20 protein-coding genes, 1 tRNA gene, 1 pseudogene and 1 other annotated feature are annotated in these 17,064 nt (G+C 64.8%); of the genes and pseudogenes, 9 read left to right on the top strand and 13 right to left on the bottom strand.

Annotated features, from left to right (window positions below):
- Positions 1-57 precede the first annotated feature (57 nt).
- The gene (locus JS278_RS14460; protein ID WP_220149990.1) at positions 58-1,047 is read right to left on the bottom strand and encodes an alcohol dehydrogenase catalytic domain-containing protein; all 990 of its coding nucleotides are present in this window, start codon (positions 1,045-1,047) and stop codon (positions 58-60) included.
- A 113-nt stretch (positions 1,048-1,160) separates the two neighbouring features.
- Here JS278_RS14460 and JS278_RS14455 point away from each other — a divergent pair, with 113 nt between their 5' ends.
- The 3 genes from JS278_RS14455 to JS278_RS14445 all read left to right on the top strand — a co-directional run bounded on the left by JS278_RS14455 (position 1,161) and on the right by JS278_RS14445 (position 2,712).
- A complete protein-coding gene (locus tag JS278_RS14455; protein ID WP_220149989.1) occupies positions 1,161-1,595 on the top strand; it encodes an MmcQ/YjbR family DNA-binding protein in 435 nt (144 codons plus the stop codon).
- A complete protein-coding gene (locus JS278_RS14450; protein ID WP_220149988.1) occupies positions 1,592-1,981 on the top strand; it encodes an MmcQ/YjbR family DNA-binding protein in 390 nt (129 codons plus the stop codon). Before JS278_RS14455 ends, JS278_RS14450 begins: the two co-directional genes overlap by 4 nt.
- Before the next feature lie 137 nt (positions 1,982-2,118).
- The gene (locus tag JS278_RS14445; RefSeq protein ID WP_114045802.1) at positions 2,119-2,712 is read left to right on the top strand and encodes a TetR/AcrR family transcriptional regulator; all 594 of its coding nucleotides are present in this window, start codon (positions 2,119-2,121) and stop codon (positions 2,710-2,712) included.
- A gap of 286 nt (positions 2,713-2,998) precedes the next feature.
- On the opposite strand, the gene JS278_RS14440 is transcribed toward JS278_RS14445, so the two are convergent.
- The 3 genes and pseudogenes from JS278_RS14440 to JS278_RS16690 form a co-directional block, all read right to left on the bottom strand.
- Positions 2,999-3,523, bottom strand: coding sequence for a transposase (locus JS278_RS14440; protein ID WP_245935131.1), 525 nt, complete (start codon positions 3,521-3,523; stop codon positions 2,999-3,001).
- A gap of 7 nt (positions 3,524-3,530) precedes the next feature.
- Positions 3,531-3,641 (bottom strand): annotated as a pseudogene (locus JS278_RS16820) (hypothetical protein); the annotation flags it as partial.
- Between the two features lie 113 nt (positions 3,642-3,754).
- Positions 3,755-3,931, bottom strand: coding sequence for a putative immunity protein (locus JS278_RS16690; protein ID WP_342767026.1), 177 nt, complete (start codon positions 3,929-3,931; stop codon positions 3,755-3,757).
- A gap of 201 nt (positions 3,932-4,132) precedes the next feature.
- Here JS278_RS16690 and JS278_RS14435 point away from each other — a divergent pair, with 201 nt between their 5' ends.
- Entirely contained in the window at positions 4,133-4,486 is a 354-nt protein-coding gene (locus tag JS278_RS14435) for a type II toxin-antitoxin system RelE/ParE family toxin (RefSeq protein ID WP_114045801.1), read from the top strand.
- A gap of 1 nt (position 4,487) precedes the next feature.
- Complete coding sequence (locus tag JS278_RS14430) at positions 4,488-4,811, top strand: helix-turn-helix domain-containing protein (RefSeq protein ID WP_114045800.1); 324 nt, start codon at positions 4,488-4,490, stop codon at positions 4,809-4,811.
- Between the two features lie 621 nt (positions 4,812-5,432).
- On the opposite strand, the gene JS278_RS14425 is transcribed toward JS278_RS14430, so the two are convergent.
- Entirely contained in the window at positions 5,433-5,813 is a 381-nt protein-coding gene (locus JS278_RS14425; RefSeq protein ID WP_114045799.1) for a VOC family protein, read from the bottom strand.
- A gap of 66 nt (positions 5,814-5,879) precedes the next feature.
- On the opposite strand from JS278_RS14425, the gene JS278_RS14420 reads away from it, so the two are divergent.
- Positions 5,880-6,611 carry a TetR/AcrR family transcriptional regulator gene (locus JS278_RS14420; protein ID WP_114045798.1) on the top strand — a complete coding sequence of 244 codons (732 nt, stop codon included), beginning with the start codon at positions 5,880-5,882 and terminating at the stop codon, positions 6,609-6,611.
- Between the two features lie 269 nt (positions 6,612-6,880).
- On the opposite strand, the gene JS278_RS14415 is transcribed toward JS278_RS14420, so the two are convergent.
- From JS278_RS14415 to JS278_RS14390, 6 genes are all read right to left on the bottom strand, one after another.
- Positions 6,881-8,076, bottom strand: a protein-coding gene (locus JS278_RS14415; protein ID WP_425451447.1) for an IS3 family transposase whose coding sequence is annotated in 2 segments (ribosomal slippage) — positions 6,881-7,842 and positions 7,842-8,076 — 1,197 coding nt in all. Because the reading frame shifts where the segments join, the coding sequence is not laid out codon by codon here.
- Positions 7,721-7,849, bottom strand: a sequence feature (AL1L pseudoknot). It overlaps the preceding gene by 129 nt.
- Before the next feature lie 68 nt (positions 8,077-8,144).
- Positions 8,145-9,281, bottom strand: coding sequence for an ISAs1 family transposase (locus JS278_RS16475; RefSeq protein ID WP_245935063.1), 1,137 nt, complete (start codon positions 9,279-9,281; stop codon positions 8,145-8,147).
- A 330-nt stretch (positions 9,282-9,611) separates the two neighbouring features.
- On the bottom strand, positions 9,612-10,475 hold the full coding sequence (locus JS278_RS14405) for an IS3 family transposase (RefSeq protein ID WP_245935328.1): 864 nt from the start codon (positions 10,473-10,475) through the stop codon (positions 9,612-9,614).
- 17 nt (positions 10,476-10,492) lie between these two features.
- Entirely contained in the window at positions 10,493-10,780 is a 288-nt protein-coding gene (locus JS278_RS14400; protein WP_114045796.1) for a transposase, read from the bottom strand.
- Between the two features lie 560 nt (positions 10,781-11,340).
- Positions 11,341-12,387, bottom strand: coding sequence for an NADP-dependent oxidoreductase (locus tag JS278_RS14395; RefSeq protein WP_114045795.1), 1,047 nt, complete (start codon positions 12,385-12,387; stop codon positions 11,341-11,343).
- 77 nt (positions 12,388-12,464) lie between these two features.
- Complete coding sequence (locus tag JS278_RS14390) at positions 12,465-12,851, bottom strand: DUF1304 domain-containing protein (protein WP_114045794.1); 387 nt, start codon at positions 12,849-12,851, stop codon at positions 12,465-12,467.
- A 90-nt stretch (positions 12,852-12,941) separates the two neighbouring features.
- Here JS278_RS14390 and JS278_RS14385 point away from each other — a divergent pair, with 90 nt between their 5' ends.
- The 3 genes from JS278_RS14385 to JS278_RS14375 all read left to right on the top strand — a co-directional run bounded on the left by JS278_RS14385 (position 12,942) and on the right by JS278_RS14375 (position 15,298).
- On the top strand, positions 12,942-13,520 hold the full coding sequence (locus tag JS278_RS14385; protein ID WP_062818758.1) for a TetR/AcrR family transcriptional regulator: 579 nt from the start codon (positions 12,942-12,944) through the stop codon (positions 13,518-13,520).
- A gap of 225 nt (positions 13,521-13,745) precedes the next feature.
- Positions 13,746-14,072 (top strand): hypothetical protein, encoded by a 327-nt coding sequence (locus JS278_RS14380; protein WP_062818757.1) that lies wholly within the window; start codon positions 13,746-13,748, stop codon positions 14,070-14,072.
- A 75-nt stretch (positions 14,073-14,147) separates the two neighbouring features.
- Positions 14,148-15,298 (top strand): IS3 family transposase gene (locus JS278_RS14375; RefSeq protein ID WP_114045793.1). Its coding sequence is split into 2 segments (ribosomal slippage): positions 14,148-14,418 and positions 14,418-15,298, totalling 1,152 coding nucleotides; the frame shifts between segments, so codons are not numbered across the junction.
- A 230-nt stretch (positions 15,299-15,528) separates the two neighbouring features.
- Here JS278_RS14375 and JS278_RS14370 read toward each other — a convergent pair.
- Together JS278_RS14370 and JS278_RS14365 are read right to left on the bottom strand one after the other, a co-directional pair.
- Positions 15,529-15,604, bottom strand: a tRNA-Ala gene (locus JS278_RS14370).
- A 98-nt stretch (positions 15,605-15,702) separates the two neighbouring features.
- Complete coding sequence (locus JS278_RS14365; protein ID WP_181833916.1) at positions 15,703-16,956, bottom strand: M16 family metallopeptidase; 1,254 nt, start codon at positions 16,954-16,956, stop codon at positions 15,703-15,705.
- Positions 16,957-17,064 lie beyond the last annotated feature (108 nt).

The raw sequence follows: 17,064 nt of genomic DNA, 5'->3' as shown, positions 1-17,064 counted from the left end.
TTTTGGCGAGGTCCAATTAGATAAATTGAGGAGTCGGCCGTGCGATACCCGGTGATGTCACAGGACCACGACACGCTTCCCAGGCGTGTGTCCGCCTTCGAGGTCCGCATGAGCTTGGGAGGCCTGAATCAAGCCGTGGTAGACCTTTGCGATCACGGGTTTGATGCGTCCTGTACTGATCCCAGCGAGCTGGTGTGCAAAAGCGTCCGTGGGGAGATCGGTTGCTTCACCCGCATAGGTGGTCAGGCGCACGCCGGAGGGGATGACTTCGAAGGGAGAGAAGCTCTCCAGGACCCAGGTTCCGCCGAGTGCTCCGGTGAAGCATGCGGTGCCTCCTCGCCGTACAGCGCCCATGGTGTCGGGGAGTACGTTGAGACCGACAAGTTCAAGCGCTGCGTCTACTCCATCTGCGGCGAGGTCATGAACCTTGCCTGCCAGATTGCCGTCGTCGATGAGGACATGATCGGCTCCGTGCTCGCGCAAGAGCCCCTCATGATCGGGGTTTCGGGTAGTGGAGATCACTGTGGCACCGATGACCCTTGCGAGTGTCGCTGCGGACAGTCCGACGGCCGAGCTGCCGCCACGGATCAGAAGGGTCTGCCCCGACCGGAGCCCGAGCCCGGTGGTCAGCGAGCCGTACGCAGTCTGGAACATCTCAGGCAGTGCGCCCACGACATCCCATCCGAGATCGCTCTCGAATGGGATGACTTGCCCCTCGGGGACGACTGTGTAATCGGCATAGGAGCCGTCGAAGCTGCGACCCATGCCGCCCATCATCGTCACGACCTTCTGTCCCGGCGTGAACGCGCTTCCCGGTGCGACAGCGTCAATGATGCCGGCGCCCTCGATACCAAGAATGCGCGGAAACGTGAAGTCCGGGGAGGATTCGCCCCTGCGGCTGGTCACCTCGGACTCGTTGACCCCGAATGCCTTCACCCGGATGCGCACCCACCCGGGCTTGACATCGGGCTTCGGGACGGCGGTTACGGCCAGGGTCTCGGGTCCTCCTGGCCCTGCAATTCGGATGGCCTGCATCATGTCAGTCATGACTGTTCGATCCTCTCCACGTTCTTCGTTCCGGCCAGACCATGACCGTTTGGTGACGCGTCCACGATGACGCCGATCACCACACGTGTCAGGCTGCGCACGCCACCACAAGTATGTACTATCGTACACACATCACCGGTGAAGGGAAGAGAATGGATACCTCAGTGCAGGATCGGGCTGCCGCTCGCACCCAGAAGCTGCCGGGTGCGGAACTGACGCATCCCTTCGGGGAGGACTGGGGGGTGTGGAAAGTCTGTGGCAAGGTGTTCATGTTGCAGACTCAGATCACCGGCGAGCCACTGGTGATCCTCAAGTCCGCTCCCATGGAGGCACGGGCCTTGAAGCAGGCGCACGAGTCGATCACCCCCGGCTACCACATGAACAAGAAGCACTGGATCAGTCTGACCCCTGGGGGCGACATGGACCCACGCTTGGTCGACGACCTCGTCACGGAGTCCTACCTCCTCGTCGTGGAGAAACTGCCTAGGAGCGAGAGGCCGGTTGACCCGGACACATTCGGCCAGCCCACGAACGGCGAGGCGAAGTGAGCATCTTGAACGGGCAGCAACTCCAACGAGCCGCACGGCATACTGCTGATTCTCTGCCCGAGGTGATGTCCGGCTATCCCTTTACGCCGCACCTGGCGGTGTACAAGGTCGCCGGGCATGTGTTTCTCATCGTCACGGAAGATCCTGACGAGCAGATCATCACGATCAAGGTAGAGCCCGCGCATGCGATCGCGCTGATCCGAGAGCATGCGTCGATCGAGGCCGGGCGTTACCTCGACAAACGCCACTGGATGTCCGTCGGACCTGGAGCTGGTATCGCCGCGTCGCTGATCGACGATCTCGTGCGAGGCTCCTACGAGCTCGTCGTCGAGCAGATGAACCGATCCGACCTCGACCGCATCCACAGGAAATTGGACGAGGAGTAGCGTCCCTACTGGGCAAAGAGAGAAAGCCCAGAATGGTTGAAGAAGAGCAAGAGGAGGAATAGACGGCTCGCCATGTGGCGAGTGATCAACCGAACAGGACTAATTGATAACACTACCTATGGGGAAGAAGGCGCAATGTGAATCGCAAAGGCATCGCCAATGACCCCGAGCGCAAGGCTCGAATCGCCCAAGCCGCGCTGGACCTCATCGCCGAGGGTGGAATCAAGGCAGCGACCTACAGAAAAATCGCTGTCGCAGCAGCGGTTCCACTCGGGTCGGTGACGTACCACTACACATCGATGGACCACATTCTTGTGGAAGCATTCACATTGTTCGGCAATCAACTCGATCCACGGTACGGGATTGCGATCGCTTCCGCCCCCACACAAATGGATGCGAGAGACGTCCTCGTCGATGCCATCTGCGGGGAGCGTCGCGCCACACAGCGCGAACTTCGTCTGTTCCGTGAGATGTATGCCTACGGGTCGACCAGTCCTCGGGTGCAAGACCTCGTACGATCCTTTGAAGCGCGTTCGATCTCCGCCCTCAAGGGCCACTTCGCCGAGCCGGCAGCGCGGGCAATCGACGCCCTCGTCGAAGGATGGTGGATCTACCAATCGTGGACGCCCGGCGGCCTCGAACCGCACATGGTGCGCGACGCCATCGACGCGCTGGCGGACAAGTTTGCGGATGGCCCTGGCGACGCCCAGTATGCGGACAACGAGGCCTGACGGACAAGGATCTGTCCGTCAGCCGTGCGGCAGCCCCGGAATCTTGCCGTGATCGGCTTCTTCCATGATGAGGTCGATGAGGCCGGGACCGAACATCCCGGGCGTCACCATCTCCTGATCGACATCGCGCCCATCGCCGTGCCCCCGAGCAGCGGAACATGGAGACTGCGCTGATCATGACTGGGTGTTGCACCGGTCGAAGCCTTCGCGGCTCGCCGACCAATCAGACTGAACCGTGGCGGGCTTCCTTCCGGGTAGCTCTACTTTCCATCAAACCCGCCACGGTTCAGTTCCAGGCCGGCCCGGTCTCAGCGGTGGCGACCTGGAGGCCCAGGACCTCCCGGTGGCCGTCCGCGTTGACCCCGGTGGCAGTCAGCACGACCGCGTTGATGACCCGTCCGTCCTCCCTGACCTTCATCGTCAGGGCGTCAGCGGCCACGAACGTGAACGGGCCCGCCTCACCCAGCCGCCGGTGCCGGAAGGCCTCGACCTGGGCGTCGAGGTCAGCGGCCATCCTCGAGACCTGGGACTTCGACAGGGAGTCGATACCCAGGCTCTTGACGAGCTTGTCCATCCGGCGGGTGGAAACCCCGGCCAGGTAGGCGTCGGCGACCACGGTGATCATCGCCGAGGCGGCGCGCTTGCGCCGCTCGGCAGCCACTCGGGGAAATACGTCCCCTGCCGCAGTTTCGGGACGGCCACGTCGAGGGTGCCGACCCGGGTGTCCAGGTCGCGGTGACGGTTCCGTTGCGCTGGACGAGGCGGTCGGGATCGGGGCGGCCGTACTCGGCTCCGGCGACCTGGTCGGCATCGGCCGACAGCAGCATGTTGATCATCGTCTGCAACAGCGTCCGCAGCAGATCCGGAGAGGCCTGGCCGAGGGCTTGGTCCAGGACCCGGGCAGGGTCGACAATATGGGTAGCGGTCATCGTGATCGGTTCCTTTCGAGTGAGAAGTAGAGAGCTTTCTCGAAGGATCACACGGTGGCCGCGCTGCCGTCCACCATGAAGTCGCGGAGGCCGACGGGCTGGTCACCAGCGGGTTACGCCACCATAAGGGGCACTACTCCGTACCCACGGGCCCGTTCGATGCCGTCACTTGCGCGGTCATCATCGGGAGCTTCGACCTCGAACAGCGGCAGCACTCGCTCGGCGCAGTCTGCTGCCCATAGTGAGACGAGACGCCGGTCAGTGTCGTCGAGCGTCTGCGGGGAGCCCATGGATCAAGAGTCTCACGATGAAGCCATTATGCGAACAGCCAGCGGAAGCGGGCCTCAGCGTCGCAACGATTGCGCGGCGGTTCTGCGTGCATCGTGGCATGTTTTGGAAGTCGACCAGGTGATGTGGATGCCGTCAGTGCCCACAGGAACTCTGCCGATCATAGTCTTGAATCTATATCGTTCAGGATCTATACTCTTACCATGCCGTGGGAGGTTCGCTTATGGGAGGATGTCGAGTCATGGGTCCTCGCTCTGGATGACGTGACCTACAACTTGGTTGCCGCCGCGATCGCTCGTCTGGAGGCTGTGGGGCCGGCACTTGGGCGCCCAACAGCGGATCGCATCAAAGGATCTCGCCATCACAACATGAAGGAGCTTCGTCCTGGGTCAGCGGGACGAAGAGAGATCCGTATCCTGTTCGCCTTCGACCCGAAACGACGAGCCATCCTCTTGGTGGCTGGTGACAAGTCGGGGCGTTGGCGGCAGTGGTACGCCAAGAACGTTCCCGTAGCCGATGCCAGACTCGACGAGTGGCTGAGCGCAGAGGAGGAGTGAAATGCCCGAATCAAGAACTGTGGCGTGGCAGGGTGTCCGTGCCAAGAGGCCCGTCGACGAGGCCGCCGTCGCTGGGCATGTCGCGCGGATGGAAGCCGAGGAACGGGCCTACCGTTTGCGCGAGATCCGTGAGGAGCAGGGCGTCACCCAGAAGCAGCTCGCCGAACGCATGCACTTGACCCAGCCAACGATCTCGGCGCTGGAGTCCGGCGATCTGGATCGATCAGGACTGGCCACGCTCAAGTCCTACGTCGAGGCGCTCGGGGGAACCATCGAAGTTGTCGCCACCTTTGGCGACCGCAAACTCGTGGTCTCCTCAGAATGACGATGCCGTTCGGCGGCCCTGTCTCTTGGTCCCTCGACGGTCACCGCTGTGACATTCGTTGTGCGGGCGCTGTTCGACAGTCCGTTGAAGCAGGTGCGGGTGACACGCGGGTCTTGCCGACAACTTTCGGCCTATCGATCAGCAGAGTGCCGACAGCCTGCATGCGCTCATTGAGTGCCGACTTCCACGACACAAGATCGGCAATCCGTCATCTCTGAAATCTACGGATCGTCATATGACGCGAACCGAGTCGCCGCCCCCGACGGGGTCAGCCGCGTCCGGCAGCTGCACGGCTGTGTGTTCGAAGTTGTGACTTCTGGTGGACCTAAGGGGACTGTTTTCGAAACTTGCCCCGCCAACGAGGCGTACGAATCCGGAGCGCTTCTCCGGCTCCCGACGAGGTCACGGAAATGGCACGACGCTACCAGACCGGTGAGTCGTCGGAGCGAATCGGCGCAAAGCTCGGGTTCAATGGAGGAACTGTTCGAAACTATCTCCTCACCTCCGGCGTGGCCCTAAGGGACGTGCATGGACACGTGTTGACCGAGTGAGCCCCGGCTGTTGGTCACTCCAACTTCATGCCTTCCGCTGAGCGCCTAGTCGAGAGTCGCAGCTAATGAGTCAGTTGACCCACTGCACGAGTTGCCAGATGAGCCCGTTTGGGTCCGCGAACTGGCAATAGCGTTCGCCCCACGGCTCGGTGGTCGGCGGTGTCACAACGTGGGCTCCAGCCTTCTCGATCCGCTTGAACTGCTCGTCGAAATCGTCCACCACGAAAACGAGCAGCAAGCCCTGGCCAGCCGGTCCGGCGATCTCGCTCGGCTTGAAGGTAGGCAGACCGGTCGTCAGGAAGATGAGGTTCGGGCCAGCCGTGGCGTGCTGGAGCGAGACAAACCCGTCTGACGCCATTGCTTCCTCGTAGCCGAAGTGCGTCTTGGCGAACGACGCCGATGCGTCGATGTCGGCAACGTTAAGTGAGATTGCGGTTTGAGTGATGTTCACGCGAGCCTCCAAACGCTAAACTATGTACGACGTACAGTGTAACAGAGTCGGAGAGAGGGTTCCGAAGTGCCGAGATCGCTGATTGACCTGCTGTGGCGAGATAGCCCGGGCGCGCCAGGCAGGGGCCGTCGTGGCCCGAAAGCCCGCTACTCGACCGGCGACATCGTCAGCAAGGCCATCGACGTCGCAGATGCGGGCGGCCTCGATGCGGTGACCGTCCGACGGCTCGGGCAGGCCCTCGAGATGACGGCGATGTCGGTGTATACCCACGTCAACAGCCGCGATGACCTCCTCGTATTGATGGCTGACCATACGTATGCGGAGATGCCCAAGACATCCTTCGGGTGCTCGGCTTGGCACACACGTGCGCGCCGTGTCGCCGAGGATAACCTCGCCCTGCTCTCCGCTCATGCATGGCTGCTCGATATTGACGACCCGCGCACAGTGCTCGGCCCCGGCACTATCGCCAAGTATGACCACGAGCTACGTATCTTCGACGGCACGACTTTCAGCGACCTCCACCGAGACGCTGCATTGACGTTCTTGCTTGACTTCGTGCGAACCTCGGCGGGCAGGATCGTCAGGACGACGCCAATGGTCCAGGACTTCGGCGCAATTTGGGAGCAGTCCGCTCACCGCCTGGCGAACTATCTGGGGGACAATTTCCCGCTCGCTCAAAGGGTCGGGGGTGTCGCTGGCGAGGCGATGAACGCGCCCTACGGCGCCGCGCAGGCTTGGGAGTTCGGGCTGGATCGGGTGATTGCCGGTCTCGCAGGATTCATAACTCAACCCAACTGACCCCGAGTCGCGCCGCCACAGAAGTGCCTGACGCGCCTACATCGATCGGAGCCTCACTCCTGACCGGTGGCTAAGCCACGGAACTGCTCGCCACGGGTCGCGTTCCGATTCGCGAGGGCGGTGGACGACGCCTCCGGGTGGCCAGCGCCTGCTGAACCGCGACAGCTCCCTGAGTGGTGATGGCCTATGCGAGCACGATTGAGATGAGGTTGGCCAGTTCGACGGGTGCTACGACACGCTCGAACGTCAGGTGAATCGCCCCGGGTTTGTTAGAGGCTCGCAAGTGCCGCGTCGGCGGTCGCCGGCACGGTCTGGTGGTGATGGTAGATGTCCTCGAGCTCAACGGGCGGGATCATGCCGATCTCGCCGTGGAGTCGTCGGTGGTTGAACCAGTCGATGTACTCCGCGGTCGCGATCTCGAGCTCGTCGATGCCCGTCCAGGGCCCGTGGTTGCGTACCAGCTCGGCCTTGTAGAGCGAGTTGAAGGCCTCGGCCAGGGCGTTGTCGTAGGAGTCGCCGGTCGAGCCGACCGAGGCGACGGCGCCGGCCTCGGCGAGCCGCTGGGTGTAGCGGACGGCGACATATTGAACGCCTCTGTCGCTGTGATGCTTGAGTCCAGTAACGGCCTGGCCTGCGTGCTCGCGGGTCCAGATCCCCATCTCCAGCGCGTCGAGCGCGAGGTCGGTCCGCAGCGACTTCGACAGCTGCCACCCCACCACGCGGCGAGAGAACACGTCGATGACGAACGCTGCATACACCCACCCAGCGAACGTCCGGCAGTAGGTGATGTCCGCGACCCACAACTGGTTCGGAGCCGTCGCCGTGAAGTCCCGCCCGACCAGGTCAGGACGAGAATCCGGTCCGCGACCGGGGACCGTGGTCCGCGGGCCCTTCTCTCGACTGATCCCGCGAAGCCCTTCCGCCCTCATCAGCCGTTCCACGGTGCAGCGCGCCACCGAGACCCCTTCCCGTCGCAACTGAGCGTGGAGCTTCTTCGCGCCGTAGACCCCAAAGTTCATCGCGTGAACGCGCCGCATCTGGACCAGCAGCTCCTCATCCCGGATCGCCCGCTTCGAGGGCGGGCGGGTCTTGAACGCGTAGTAGGTGCTCGGCCCGATCTGGGTGCCCGCTGCGGTGAGCGTGCGGCAGATCGGCTCGACGCCGAACTCGTGCTTGTGCCGGTCGATGAACTGAACGATCAACGCTGTGGGCGGTCGAGCTCCGCCGCGAAAAAAGCCGAGGCCGACTTCAGGATCGCGTTCGCCCGGCGCAGCTCGCGCACTTCCTTCTCCAGCTCTGCCAGCCGCTCGGCATCACTGGTTGTCGTCCCAGGCCGGTGGCCCTCGTCGATCTCGGCCTGCCGGACCCAGTTCCGCAATGTCTCGGGATGGATCCCGAGCTGGTCGCCCACGCGACGGAACGTTCCCGCCCTCGTCGCTGGATCCAGTCGAGCTTCCAGGGCCATCCTCGTGGCCCTCTCCCGGAGCCAGGGCCCCGGAAAAGTCGCGTCTCCTCCCTGTGGTGTTGTTGTGTTCAGAGTGTGAGGAGCATGTTGCAAGTGGCGAGTGGGTCCCAGGCGGCCTGACGGGTGGCTTGGGCCATGTTGGTGGCCCCGGTCAGCCGGTGGATGCTGATGGCCAGGTTGCGCAGGCTGGCCATCACGTGCGGGCCCTGGCCGGTACGGATCTGGCTGCGGTCCTCGTCGAACGTGACGTCGCGGACCCAATGGAGCCGGTTCTCCACGCCCCAGTGACCCCGGATCCAGGTCGTGATCCGGGCCGGGGAGGCGGCCGGCAGCCTTGCGGAGGTGATCAGGTAGACCACCTCGACGGTCTTCTTGCCGCCCCTGGTGGAGATCCGGCGCAGCTGGGCGATCTGGGAGGCGCCGGGGAACCCCAGATCGCGGGGGGCCTGGATCACCTTCAAGCTCCGCCGTGTGCGGCGACCGTGGAGCTTCTCCACGCTCACGTGGCCGACGGGAACGTGCTTCCAGGGCTGGCCGGCCAGTCTCCTCAACAGGGTGGGCTGGTTGGACTTGACGGTGAACACGTAGTCCGCCCCGGCGGCCAGGATCGCGGTCGCGGAGGCGGTCTGGGTGTGCAGCGCGTCGGCGGTGATCACCGCCCCGGCGGCCCGAGAGCCCAGGGCGGCGATCATGGCGGGCAGGGCGGGGATCTCGTTGGACTTGGCCTGGACCTCCTCCTGGGCCACGACCGTGCCGGAGGCGTGGTCGAGGCCGGCGACCAGATGGCGGGCCCGCTGGGTGGTTGAGCGGGAGCCCCGCAGTGTCTTGCCGTCGACCGCGATGACCCGGCGCCCCTCGACGGTGGTGGTGCGGGTCCAGGCGTACAGGCACAACTCGGCGTCCAGCATCGCGGCGTCGATGCGCGCGAAGAGTTTGCGCAGGGTGGATTCGCCGGGGGCCGATCTCAGCCCGAACTCCTCCAGCGCCGCGGCGGTCAGTCTGGCGGCCCATTCGCCGGTGGCGGTGAATCCCCGGCAGCCGGCCATCGCCGCTGAGACCGCGACCAGAAGCAGTCCTGGCAAGGGGTATCGCTTGCCGCGGGGTTTGCGGGGGTCGGGGATACGGGCCAGGTGATCGGCCAGCCGGGCATCGGGTGGGGGCGTGTCAAGGGTGCGTGCAGACACTGCGCTGGGAGAGGATGGCATCGCGGGCGGGGTCCTTATGGCTGGACGGGTTGTAGGAGTACTTCCATCCAATCCATGGCGGCCTCGCCCGCCCACCAGACACGCCGAACCTGGCTCAACCCCTAGTCACAGCACACACGACCGACTTTTCCGGAGCCCTGCTCCCGGAGCTCGTCGGGGTACTTCCTCGGTGCTGCCATGATGCTCATCCTCCCGTGGGATCAGAGCCTCCACCAGACCCAGGGCGATTCACATCCTCACCCACGCCAACAACACCATCGTCATCAACAAAACAACCGGTGAAATTATTGGACTGCTTGCCGTTTCTCGGACACGTCCAAACACTTGGTTTCAGGCCACCTGACGTGATTCCCTGTACTCCGCCTCAATCTCATTAGGGGTCCGATACCCCAACGACGAGTGAAGACGTTTCTGATTATACCTGAGCTCGATCCACCGCACAATATCCCGGACCGCCTCATCCTTGGTCCGATAGATTACCCGGTGCACCCTCTCGTTCTTCAACGTCGCATTGAACGACTCCGCCCACGCATTATCCCAGCACAGTCCCGTCCTCCCCACGGACAGTCTGATATCATAGGACTCGAGCAGCTCGGTGAATTCCTTCGACATGTACTGCGACCCATGATCCGAATGGAAAATGGTCGCCCCTCTCACATACTCACAATTCCTGACGGCCATGTCGATGGCCCTGCAGATCAATCCGGTCCTCATGTGATCATCGATCGCGTAACCCACGGCCCTCTTCGTGCAGCAGTCCAGTACCGTCGCCAGATAGCAGAATCCTTCCAGGGTGCGAATATAGGTGATGTCACCGACCCATTTGTATCCCGGCTGCGCCGCGGTGAAGTCTCGTTCCACCAGGTCTGGGCGCCCGTCGGCGTCGTCGGCCGGGATCGTGGTGCGGACCCTCAGGCGGGGCTGTGCGGCCACCAGCCCCTCGGCCCGCATGATGGAGCGGACCGTGTCCGGGTGCACCGCCTCACCGGCCCGGGCGAGCTCGGCGGCGATCCGCCGGTAGCCGTAGGTACCGTCCGAGTCAGCAAAATAGAAACGAATCTTGAAAGCGAGGTCACGGCGTCGACGTGCGGTCGCAGAAATGGGCCTGGCTCGCCAGTCATAATATCCCGAGGGAGACACGGTGAGGCATCGGCACATGAGCCGAACGGGGTAGTTGCCTTCTTGCGAGAAGATGTACGTGTAGCGGACAGCTACTGTGATTCCTTCGCGAAGAAGGCTGCCGCTTTTTTTAGGAACTCGTTCTCCATCCGGGCCTCACGGAGATCCTTCCTCAACCGTTCGAGTTCGGCCGACTCGGCACTGGTAAGGTTCTCGGTTTCCGGGTCCGGATTCTTCTTGCGATACTCCTTGACCCATACGCCGACAGTCTGAGCGACAAGATTGTATGATTCTGCTACGGCTTTGATGGTGCGATGCTTGTCCACGACTTCAAGAACGACCTGGTTCTTGAACTCCGGACTGTACTTCGATTCTGACATGATGTGATCCTACCCGATTCTCGAAACTATGACTTTCCTCAGAAGTCCGGGAAGCTTCACTCAGTCCATATCGCCGAACGCACCATCGACCCGACCCACAGCTACCAACCCAAGAAGTCCACACCCACCCACCAAACCGGAACGATGACGTGAGACACCAGCGGAACGATGACCCGAGACATCCCCACACGAACAAAGCGTCAACCATGATGCGAGAGATCGTGTCAACAATGACGCGAAACATAAACAACGAATCTGCCAAGACATCTGTAAACGATGTCCCGACAGATCACAAAAGTGGACGCGGGTGGACTCAAACCGAACACCTGGCAGAGGTTCGAGCGGCTCGGCACCGCGTGGGAACAGGCGAAACTCGGTCTTGGCGACGAGCCGCGAGGTGCCGCCGACGATGAACCCGGAGTCGTAGTGAACGCTAGGAGACGAGCTAGAACACCTCTGACGGACAGCCAAGTGGACGCTATTACGCCACGTCTCCACGGTGCCGGAGCGTTGCCCGCGGATGAGGCCGCCGTCGACGGGAACTACGAGGGTGTCGTCCCTCACGCGTGCGCATCCTCCTCGCCGCGGGTGTCGGTGGGGATGCGGACGAGCATCTTGCCGGTGTTCGCGCCGCGCATCATGTCCAGGAACGCATCCACGGTGTGGTCGATGCCGTCGACGATGGTCTCGTCGTAGGCGATCTTTCCCTCGGCGAACCAGGGAGCGATCTTCTCCTGGAACTCCGCGCCCAGCTGCAGGTAGGCGGCCAGGGTGAAGCCCTTCAGGGTGAGGGCGCGGGTGATGACGTTGGCGAGGTTGTCCGGACCCGGGGCGCGTTCGGTGGTGTTGTATCCCGCGATCGCCCCGCACAGTGCTGCCCGTCCGCTGTCGTTGAAGACGTCGAGGGCCGCTTCGAGGTGGTCGCCGCCGACGTTGTCGAAGAATACGTCGATGCCCGCGGGGGCGGCTTGGGCGAGCTGGCCGCGCACGTCACCGTTCTTGTAGTTGAAGGCCACGTCGTACCCGTAGTTCTCGGTGAGCAGGGCGAGCTTCTCGTCGCTGCCGGCAGAGCCGATGACACGGTCGGCGCCGAGGAGCTTCGCGAGCTGTCCGACCGCGGTTCCCACCGCGCCCGCAGCGCCGGAGACGAACACCGTCTCACCCGGCTGCAGCTTCGCGATCGCCGTCAACCCGACGTACGCCGTCAGCCCCGTCACCCCGAGAATGTGCAGGCGCAAGGAGGACGGCACGCCGGGAAGATCTGGCACGGCGCGGAACGTCGAGGCGGCATCCTGCACGAGGTCACTCCACCCGTGCTGGTGCAGCACCAACGCACCCACCGGCAACTCCGGCGCCTCCGAGGCGACGACGCGGCCGATCGCACCACCGGTGATCGTCTCACCGAGCTGGTACGGGGCGACATAGCTGCGGACGTCGTTCATCCGCCCCCGCATGTACGGGTCGACCGACACGAACTCGTTCCGCACCCGCACATGCCCGGCCTCGAGCGCCCCCAACGGCACCCTCACGGTGCGGAAATCGTCGTGGGTGGGCCAACCCTGCGGGCGGGCGGCGAGCTGGATCTGCGTGCTGACAGGCGTGGACATGACTGATGAAACTTCTCAAAGCAACAACGAACAGTTCCGGGCGCCGGGCGCATACCCCCGGCATGGCAACGAAACGACTACAGGGCGACGCCGATGGCCAAGGCGATCACCCCGAGCAGCGGCAGGATACCCTGCTTGAGCGCGGCGCCGCGCTTGTCGGGGCTGGAGGCGAACAGCACGAGCGCAGCGGCAGCCATCGACCCCGCACCGGTGAACACGAGGGCCGCGCCGACCGCTGTCGCACCCGTGGCGAGGAAGACGATGCCCGCGACGACGGCGATCGCGAGGAACAGGTTGTAGAAGCCCTGGTTGAACGCAAGACTCTTCGTCGCCTCCGCTTCTTCGACCGTGGTCCCGAACGTGGCGCGCGCCTTCGCGCCCGTCCAGGCGATGGACTCCATGTAGAAGATGTAGACGTGGATCAGCGCCGCCAACCCGGCGAGCACGAGACCTGCGATGACCATGATGCGTTCCCTCTCCGGACTCCTGCCCGTTCTGTAATGACTCTTCCAGTATATACTGGACTGAACGTTACGGAACGAGCGAGGTGCAACATGGCCCGGACGCAGGCCTTCGACCGCGACACTGTCGTGCGCGCCGCCCGCACAGTGTTCTGGGAACACGGCTACGACGGCGCCTCCATCCCCGAACTCGAGGAAGCGACCGGCATCCGCCGCTCCAGCCTGTACAACACCTTCGGCTCGAAGCGCGGTCTCTTCGACGAGGCCGTCCAGTCATACCTCGACGAGGTCATCCGCCCCCGCCTGCGCCCATTCAAGGCCGACCCCGTCGCGCCCGATGCCCTCACGGACTACCTAACCGGGCTGTGGGACGCGTTCGGCAACCTCGACTCCATGCCCGCCACCAACGGGTGTCTCCTGGTGAACACCGCGAGGGAATCCATCGCTCACGACTCCGCAGTGGCACAGCTCGTTGCCGAGTATCGGGCAGAGCTCGCCTCGGCGATGAGGCGGGGCGTACACGCCCAGCGACCCGCATCGTTAGCCACGCAGACAGACGATCTCGCGGAGAACATCGTGGCGCTCGTGATCGCGGCCTTCGCACTCGCCCGAGTCGACTCCACCCAGGCCCGCCACAACCTCACCCTCGCACTCCGCCTCGCCCACGACTGAGCTGAGACGGCCGATACGAGCAGACCGTGGCCGAAGACACCCGCGTCGTCCCTGTTCCCGCTGACGAACTCGCCAAGAAGGCGACGTGACGGCGCTCACCGCCGTCTGACGGCGGTCCGGCGCCACCCCACCACGGCGGCGCCTGCCCGGACCTGGAGAACCGCGAGATCTCGGCGCGGACCAGTCGCCGCCACTTTCGTGCCAGGACGCGCCTCCCCCGATTGCATGGGCAACCAGCGCTCACATCGAGACACAGGCAACGCTCGCTGCTACCGGGACATCGCGATCACCGAGGTCGAGTACGCGGCGCTCGCGGCGCAGGTTGAGGCCGCGTTCGACGAACGCCTCGCCTCCCGTTCCCAAGAACTGGCCGAGCTGACCGAGAACCGCAAGCGGCTCCAGAACGAGAGCGACAAGCTGCTCGCCGCGCACTTCGCCGACGCGATCGACCTCGACACCCTCAAGCGTCACCAAGACCGCATCCGCGCCGGCCTCGCTGACATAGACCGTCGGCTCGCCAGCGAGCACGACCACCACGAGGGATTGGGCTGACCCCGTTTCGTAGGTCCGGCGGTTCTGAGAGTCGTCCTGTTGCCCGAAGGTTCGGGCAGGGAGACTGGTCAGATCATGTCGAACAGCAGGAAGCGTCACACCCCGGAGCAGGTCGTCCGCAAGCTCGGGCAGGCCGACAGGATGCTCGCCGACGGCGCGGATGTCGCGGCGGTGTGCCGGGAGCTCGGGGTGTCCGAGCAGACGTACTACCGGTGGCGTAACCAGTACGGCGGGTTGAAGTCCGACGACGCGAAGCGCCTGAAGGAGCTCGAGAAGCAGAACGCGACGCTCAAGCGGCTGCTCGCCGAGGCGGAGTTGGAGAAGTCCGCGCTCAAGGAGTTGGCTGAGGGAAACTTCTAGGCCCGGGCAGGCGCCGCGCCGCCGTCGCTCACCTGATCAGGACACTGCAGGTGAGTGAACGGATGGCGTGCCGTCTGGTCGGGCTGTCCCGCTCCGCGTACCGGCGGCCGCTCAAGGGCGACACGACCGCAGACCCGGACCGGGCGTTGCGGGACTGGCTGCGTGCCTGGGCGAAGAAGCACCCCCGCTACGGGTACCGACGCGCGTATCACGATGCGCGCGCCGAGGGGTGGGTGGTGAACCACAAGAAGATCCAACGCCTGTGGCGTGACGAAGGGCTCCGGGTCCCGCAGCGGCGTCGACGCAAGCGCGTCGGGTCCTCGACCGTCGACGCGCCGACGGCGGACGCGCCGAACGTGGTGTGGGCGGTGGACTTCCAGTTCGACGCCGACGAGCAGGGCCGACCGATCAAGATCTGCTCGATCGTCGACGAGCACACCCGGGAGTGCATCGGTGGGCTGGTGGAGCGCTCGATTACCGCCGACCGACTCACCGCCCACCTCGAGGACCTCGTCGCCGCCCGGGGCGCCCCGGCGGTGCTCAGGTCGGACAACGGGCCGGAGTTCATCAGCGAAGCGATGGCCGACTGGGCAGGCACCCGCACCGGCCTGTCCTACATCCCACCGGGCTCGCCGTGGCGGAACGGGAACGTCGAGTCGTTCAACAGCCGGCTCCGTGACGAGTGCCTCAACATCAACAGCTTCTACTCGCTGCTGCACGCGCAGGTCGTGATCGGCGACTGGAAGGACGAGTACAACCATCACCGCCGGCACTCCTCGCTCGGCTACCTACCCCCAGTCGAGTACGCTCGGCAGTGCAACCATCAAATGGAAACCGACGACTCACAGAGCGTCCGGACCGAATGAAGGGGGCGGCCCAGGATCATGTAAGCAACTCAGCACCGCACTCCGCCTGCTGGTCGACTGCGCCACCCTCTACGCACGGACCGACGAGCACGGCAAGCGGCTGGCGAACCAAGCCTTCACTGATGGCATCGAGATCAGCGAGGACGAGCAGGCGACGATCCGACTCGCCGAGCCCTTCACCGCCCTCACACCGGCATCAACCGATGTCAGGTGTTCTAGTACGTCTTCAATGGTGGAGCATAGGGGATTCGAACCCCTGACCTACTGCTTGCAAAGCAGCCGCGCTACCAACTGCGCCAATGCCCCCTGCCGATCCGTCCTGGTCGGACACATCAGCGGAACGACGACAGTGTACGTGACCCGACGCGACACCGCGAAACTCGACGAGGCCCGCTCAGGACAGCTCAGCCCAGCAGGTCCCCGGGCTCCACCACCTCCACCTCGAATCCGGCCGCCTCGAGTTCCGGCGCCAGTTGAGATGCATTGCCCGCCATCCCGATCCTCCACGCCGACGCCGGCAGCAGGGTCTCCCACGCCTCATTGGCGGTCGGGGCATCCACCGACGCCATGGCAGCCAGGTGCTCGTCCACCCAGGCCGCGCCCAGCCCGGACATCTCGAGCACCGAGACCTGATGGGCCACCGCCGAGGCGGTGTCGTACTGCAGCGGCGCCAGCCCCACCGCATGGTCGCGCGCCGAGACCACCTCGGCCCCCGACAGCGGCTGTGACGCGGGGCCCAGCAGCTCCAGCCCGGCCACCAGGGCCTGCGCGGCGACCTCGGTGCGGAACGCCCCGCCCATCGTCGCCAGGCCTCCCACCCGCATCGCCTGGGCGAACATCGACACCCCGTAGGACCAGCCCTTCTCCTCCCGAAGCACGGTGTTGAGCCGCGATCCGAAGGTGCCGCCCAGTGCCCCGCAGGCCACCTTCAGCCCCGGCCAGAGCGGATCGTCGCGTCCCGGCACCCGCGTCTGCACCCGCACATCGGCCTGCACGGCGTCCGGCCGGTCCACCAGCATCACCCGGCGGCCACCCGCCCCCGTGCCGCCGGCAGGCACCTCCGAAGCAGACCCCAGACCCTCGCGGCTCCCGGTCCAGTCTTCGAAGGCCTCCACCCCCACCGAGGAGACCCCTTCACCGGCCAGCACCAGCACCCCTCCGGCGGGCCGCCACATCGCCTCGTGAAAAGCTCGTACAGCGGTGGGTGTCACGGCATCGAGACTGCTCTCGGTGCCCCCGGTCGGCCGGGACGCCCTGTGATCGAGCGGCCACACCTGGCGCGCGACCGCCAGCCCGGCCAGGGCCGGCCCGCTCTGGGCCGCCTGCGCCAGCCCGGCCCGAGCCTGGGCCACCTGGCGCATCACGTCGTCATCGGCCAGTTCAGTACGGCGCACCACCTCGGCCAGCAGCACGAGGGCGTCCTCGACGTTGCTGCGCGGCACGTCGATCCCGGCATGGGTGGTGGTCAACCCGCAGGATCCGTCGTAGCCGGCGCCGATGCGCTCCATCGCCTCGGCCATCGCCGCTCCCGGGTGGTCCCTCGTCCCCTCGTCGCTGGTGGACAGCACCAGATTCGCCACTCCCTCGGTCGCCCGCGGTTCCGTGGCCAGTGGGACGTCGAGGGCCAGTTCGGCGGTCACCACCTGCTGGCCGGGCATCTCCACCCGCACCACCTCCAGGCCGGAGCCCAGCGCCTCGATGGTCGCCGACGGAAACTCCCACGGCGAGGCCGCCGAGACCTCGGGGCGGGCATTGAGGGGATTCAC

It is taken from the genome of Acidipropionibacterium virtanenii, from assembly GCF_003325455.1.
GTDB classification, from domain to species: Bacteria; Actinomycetota; Actinomycetes; order Propionibacteriales; family Propionibacteriaceae; genus Acidipropionibacterium; species Acidipropionibacterium virtanenii.
This window is presented reverse-complemented; position numbering and strand designations above follow the sequence as displayed.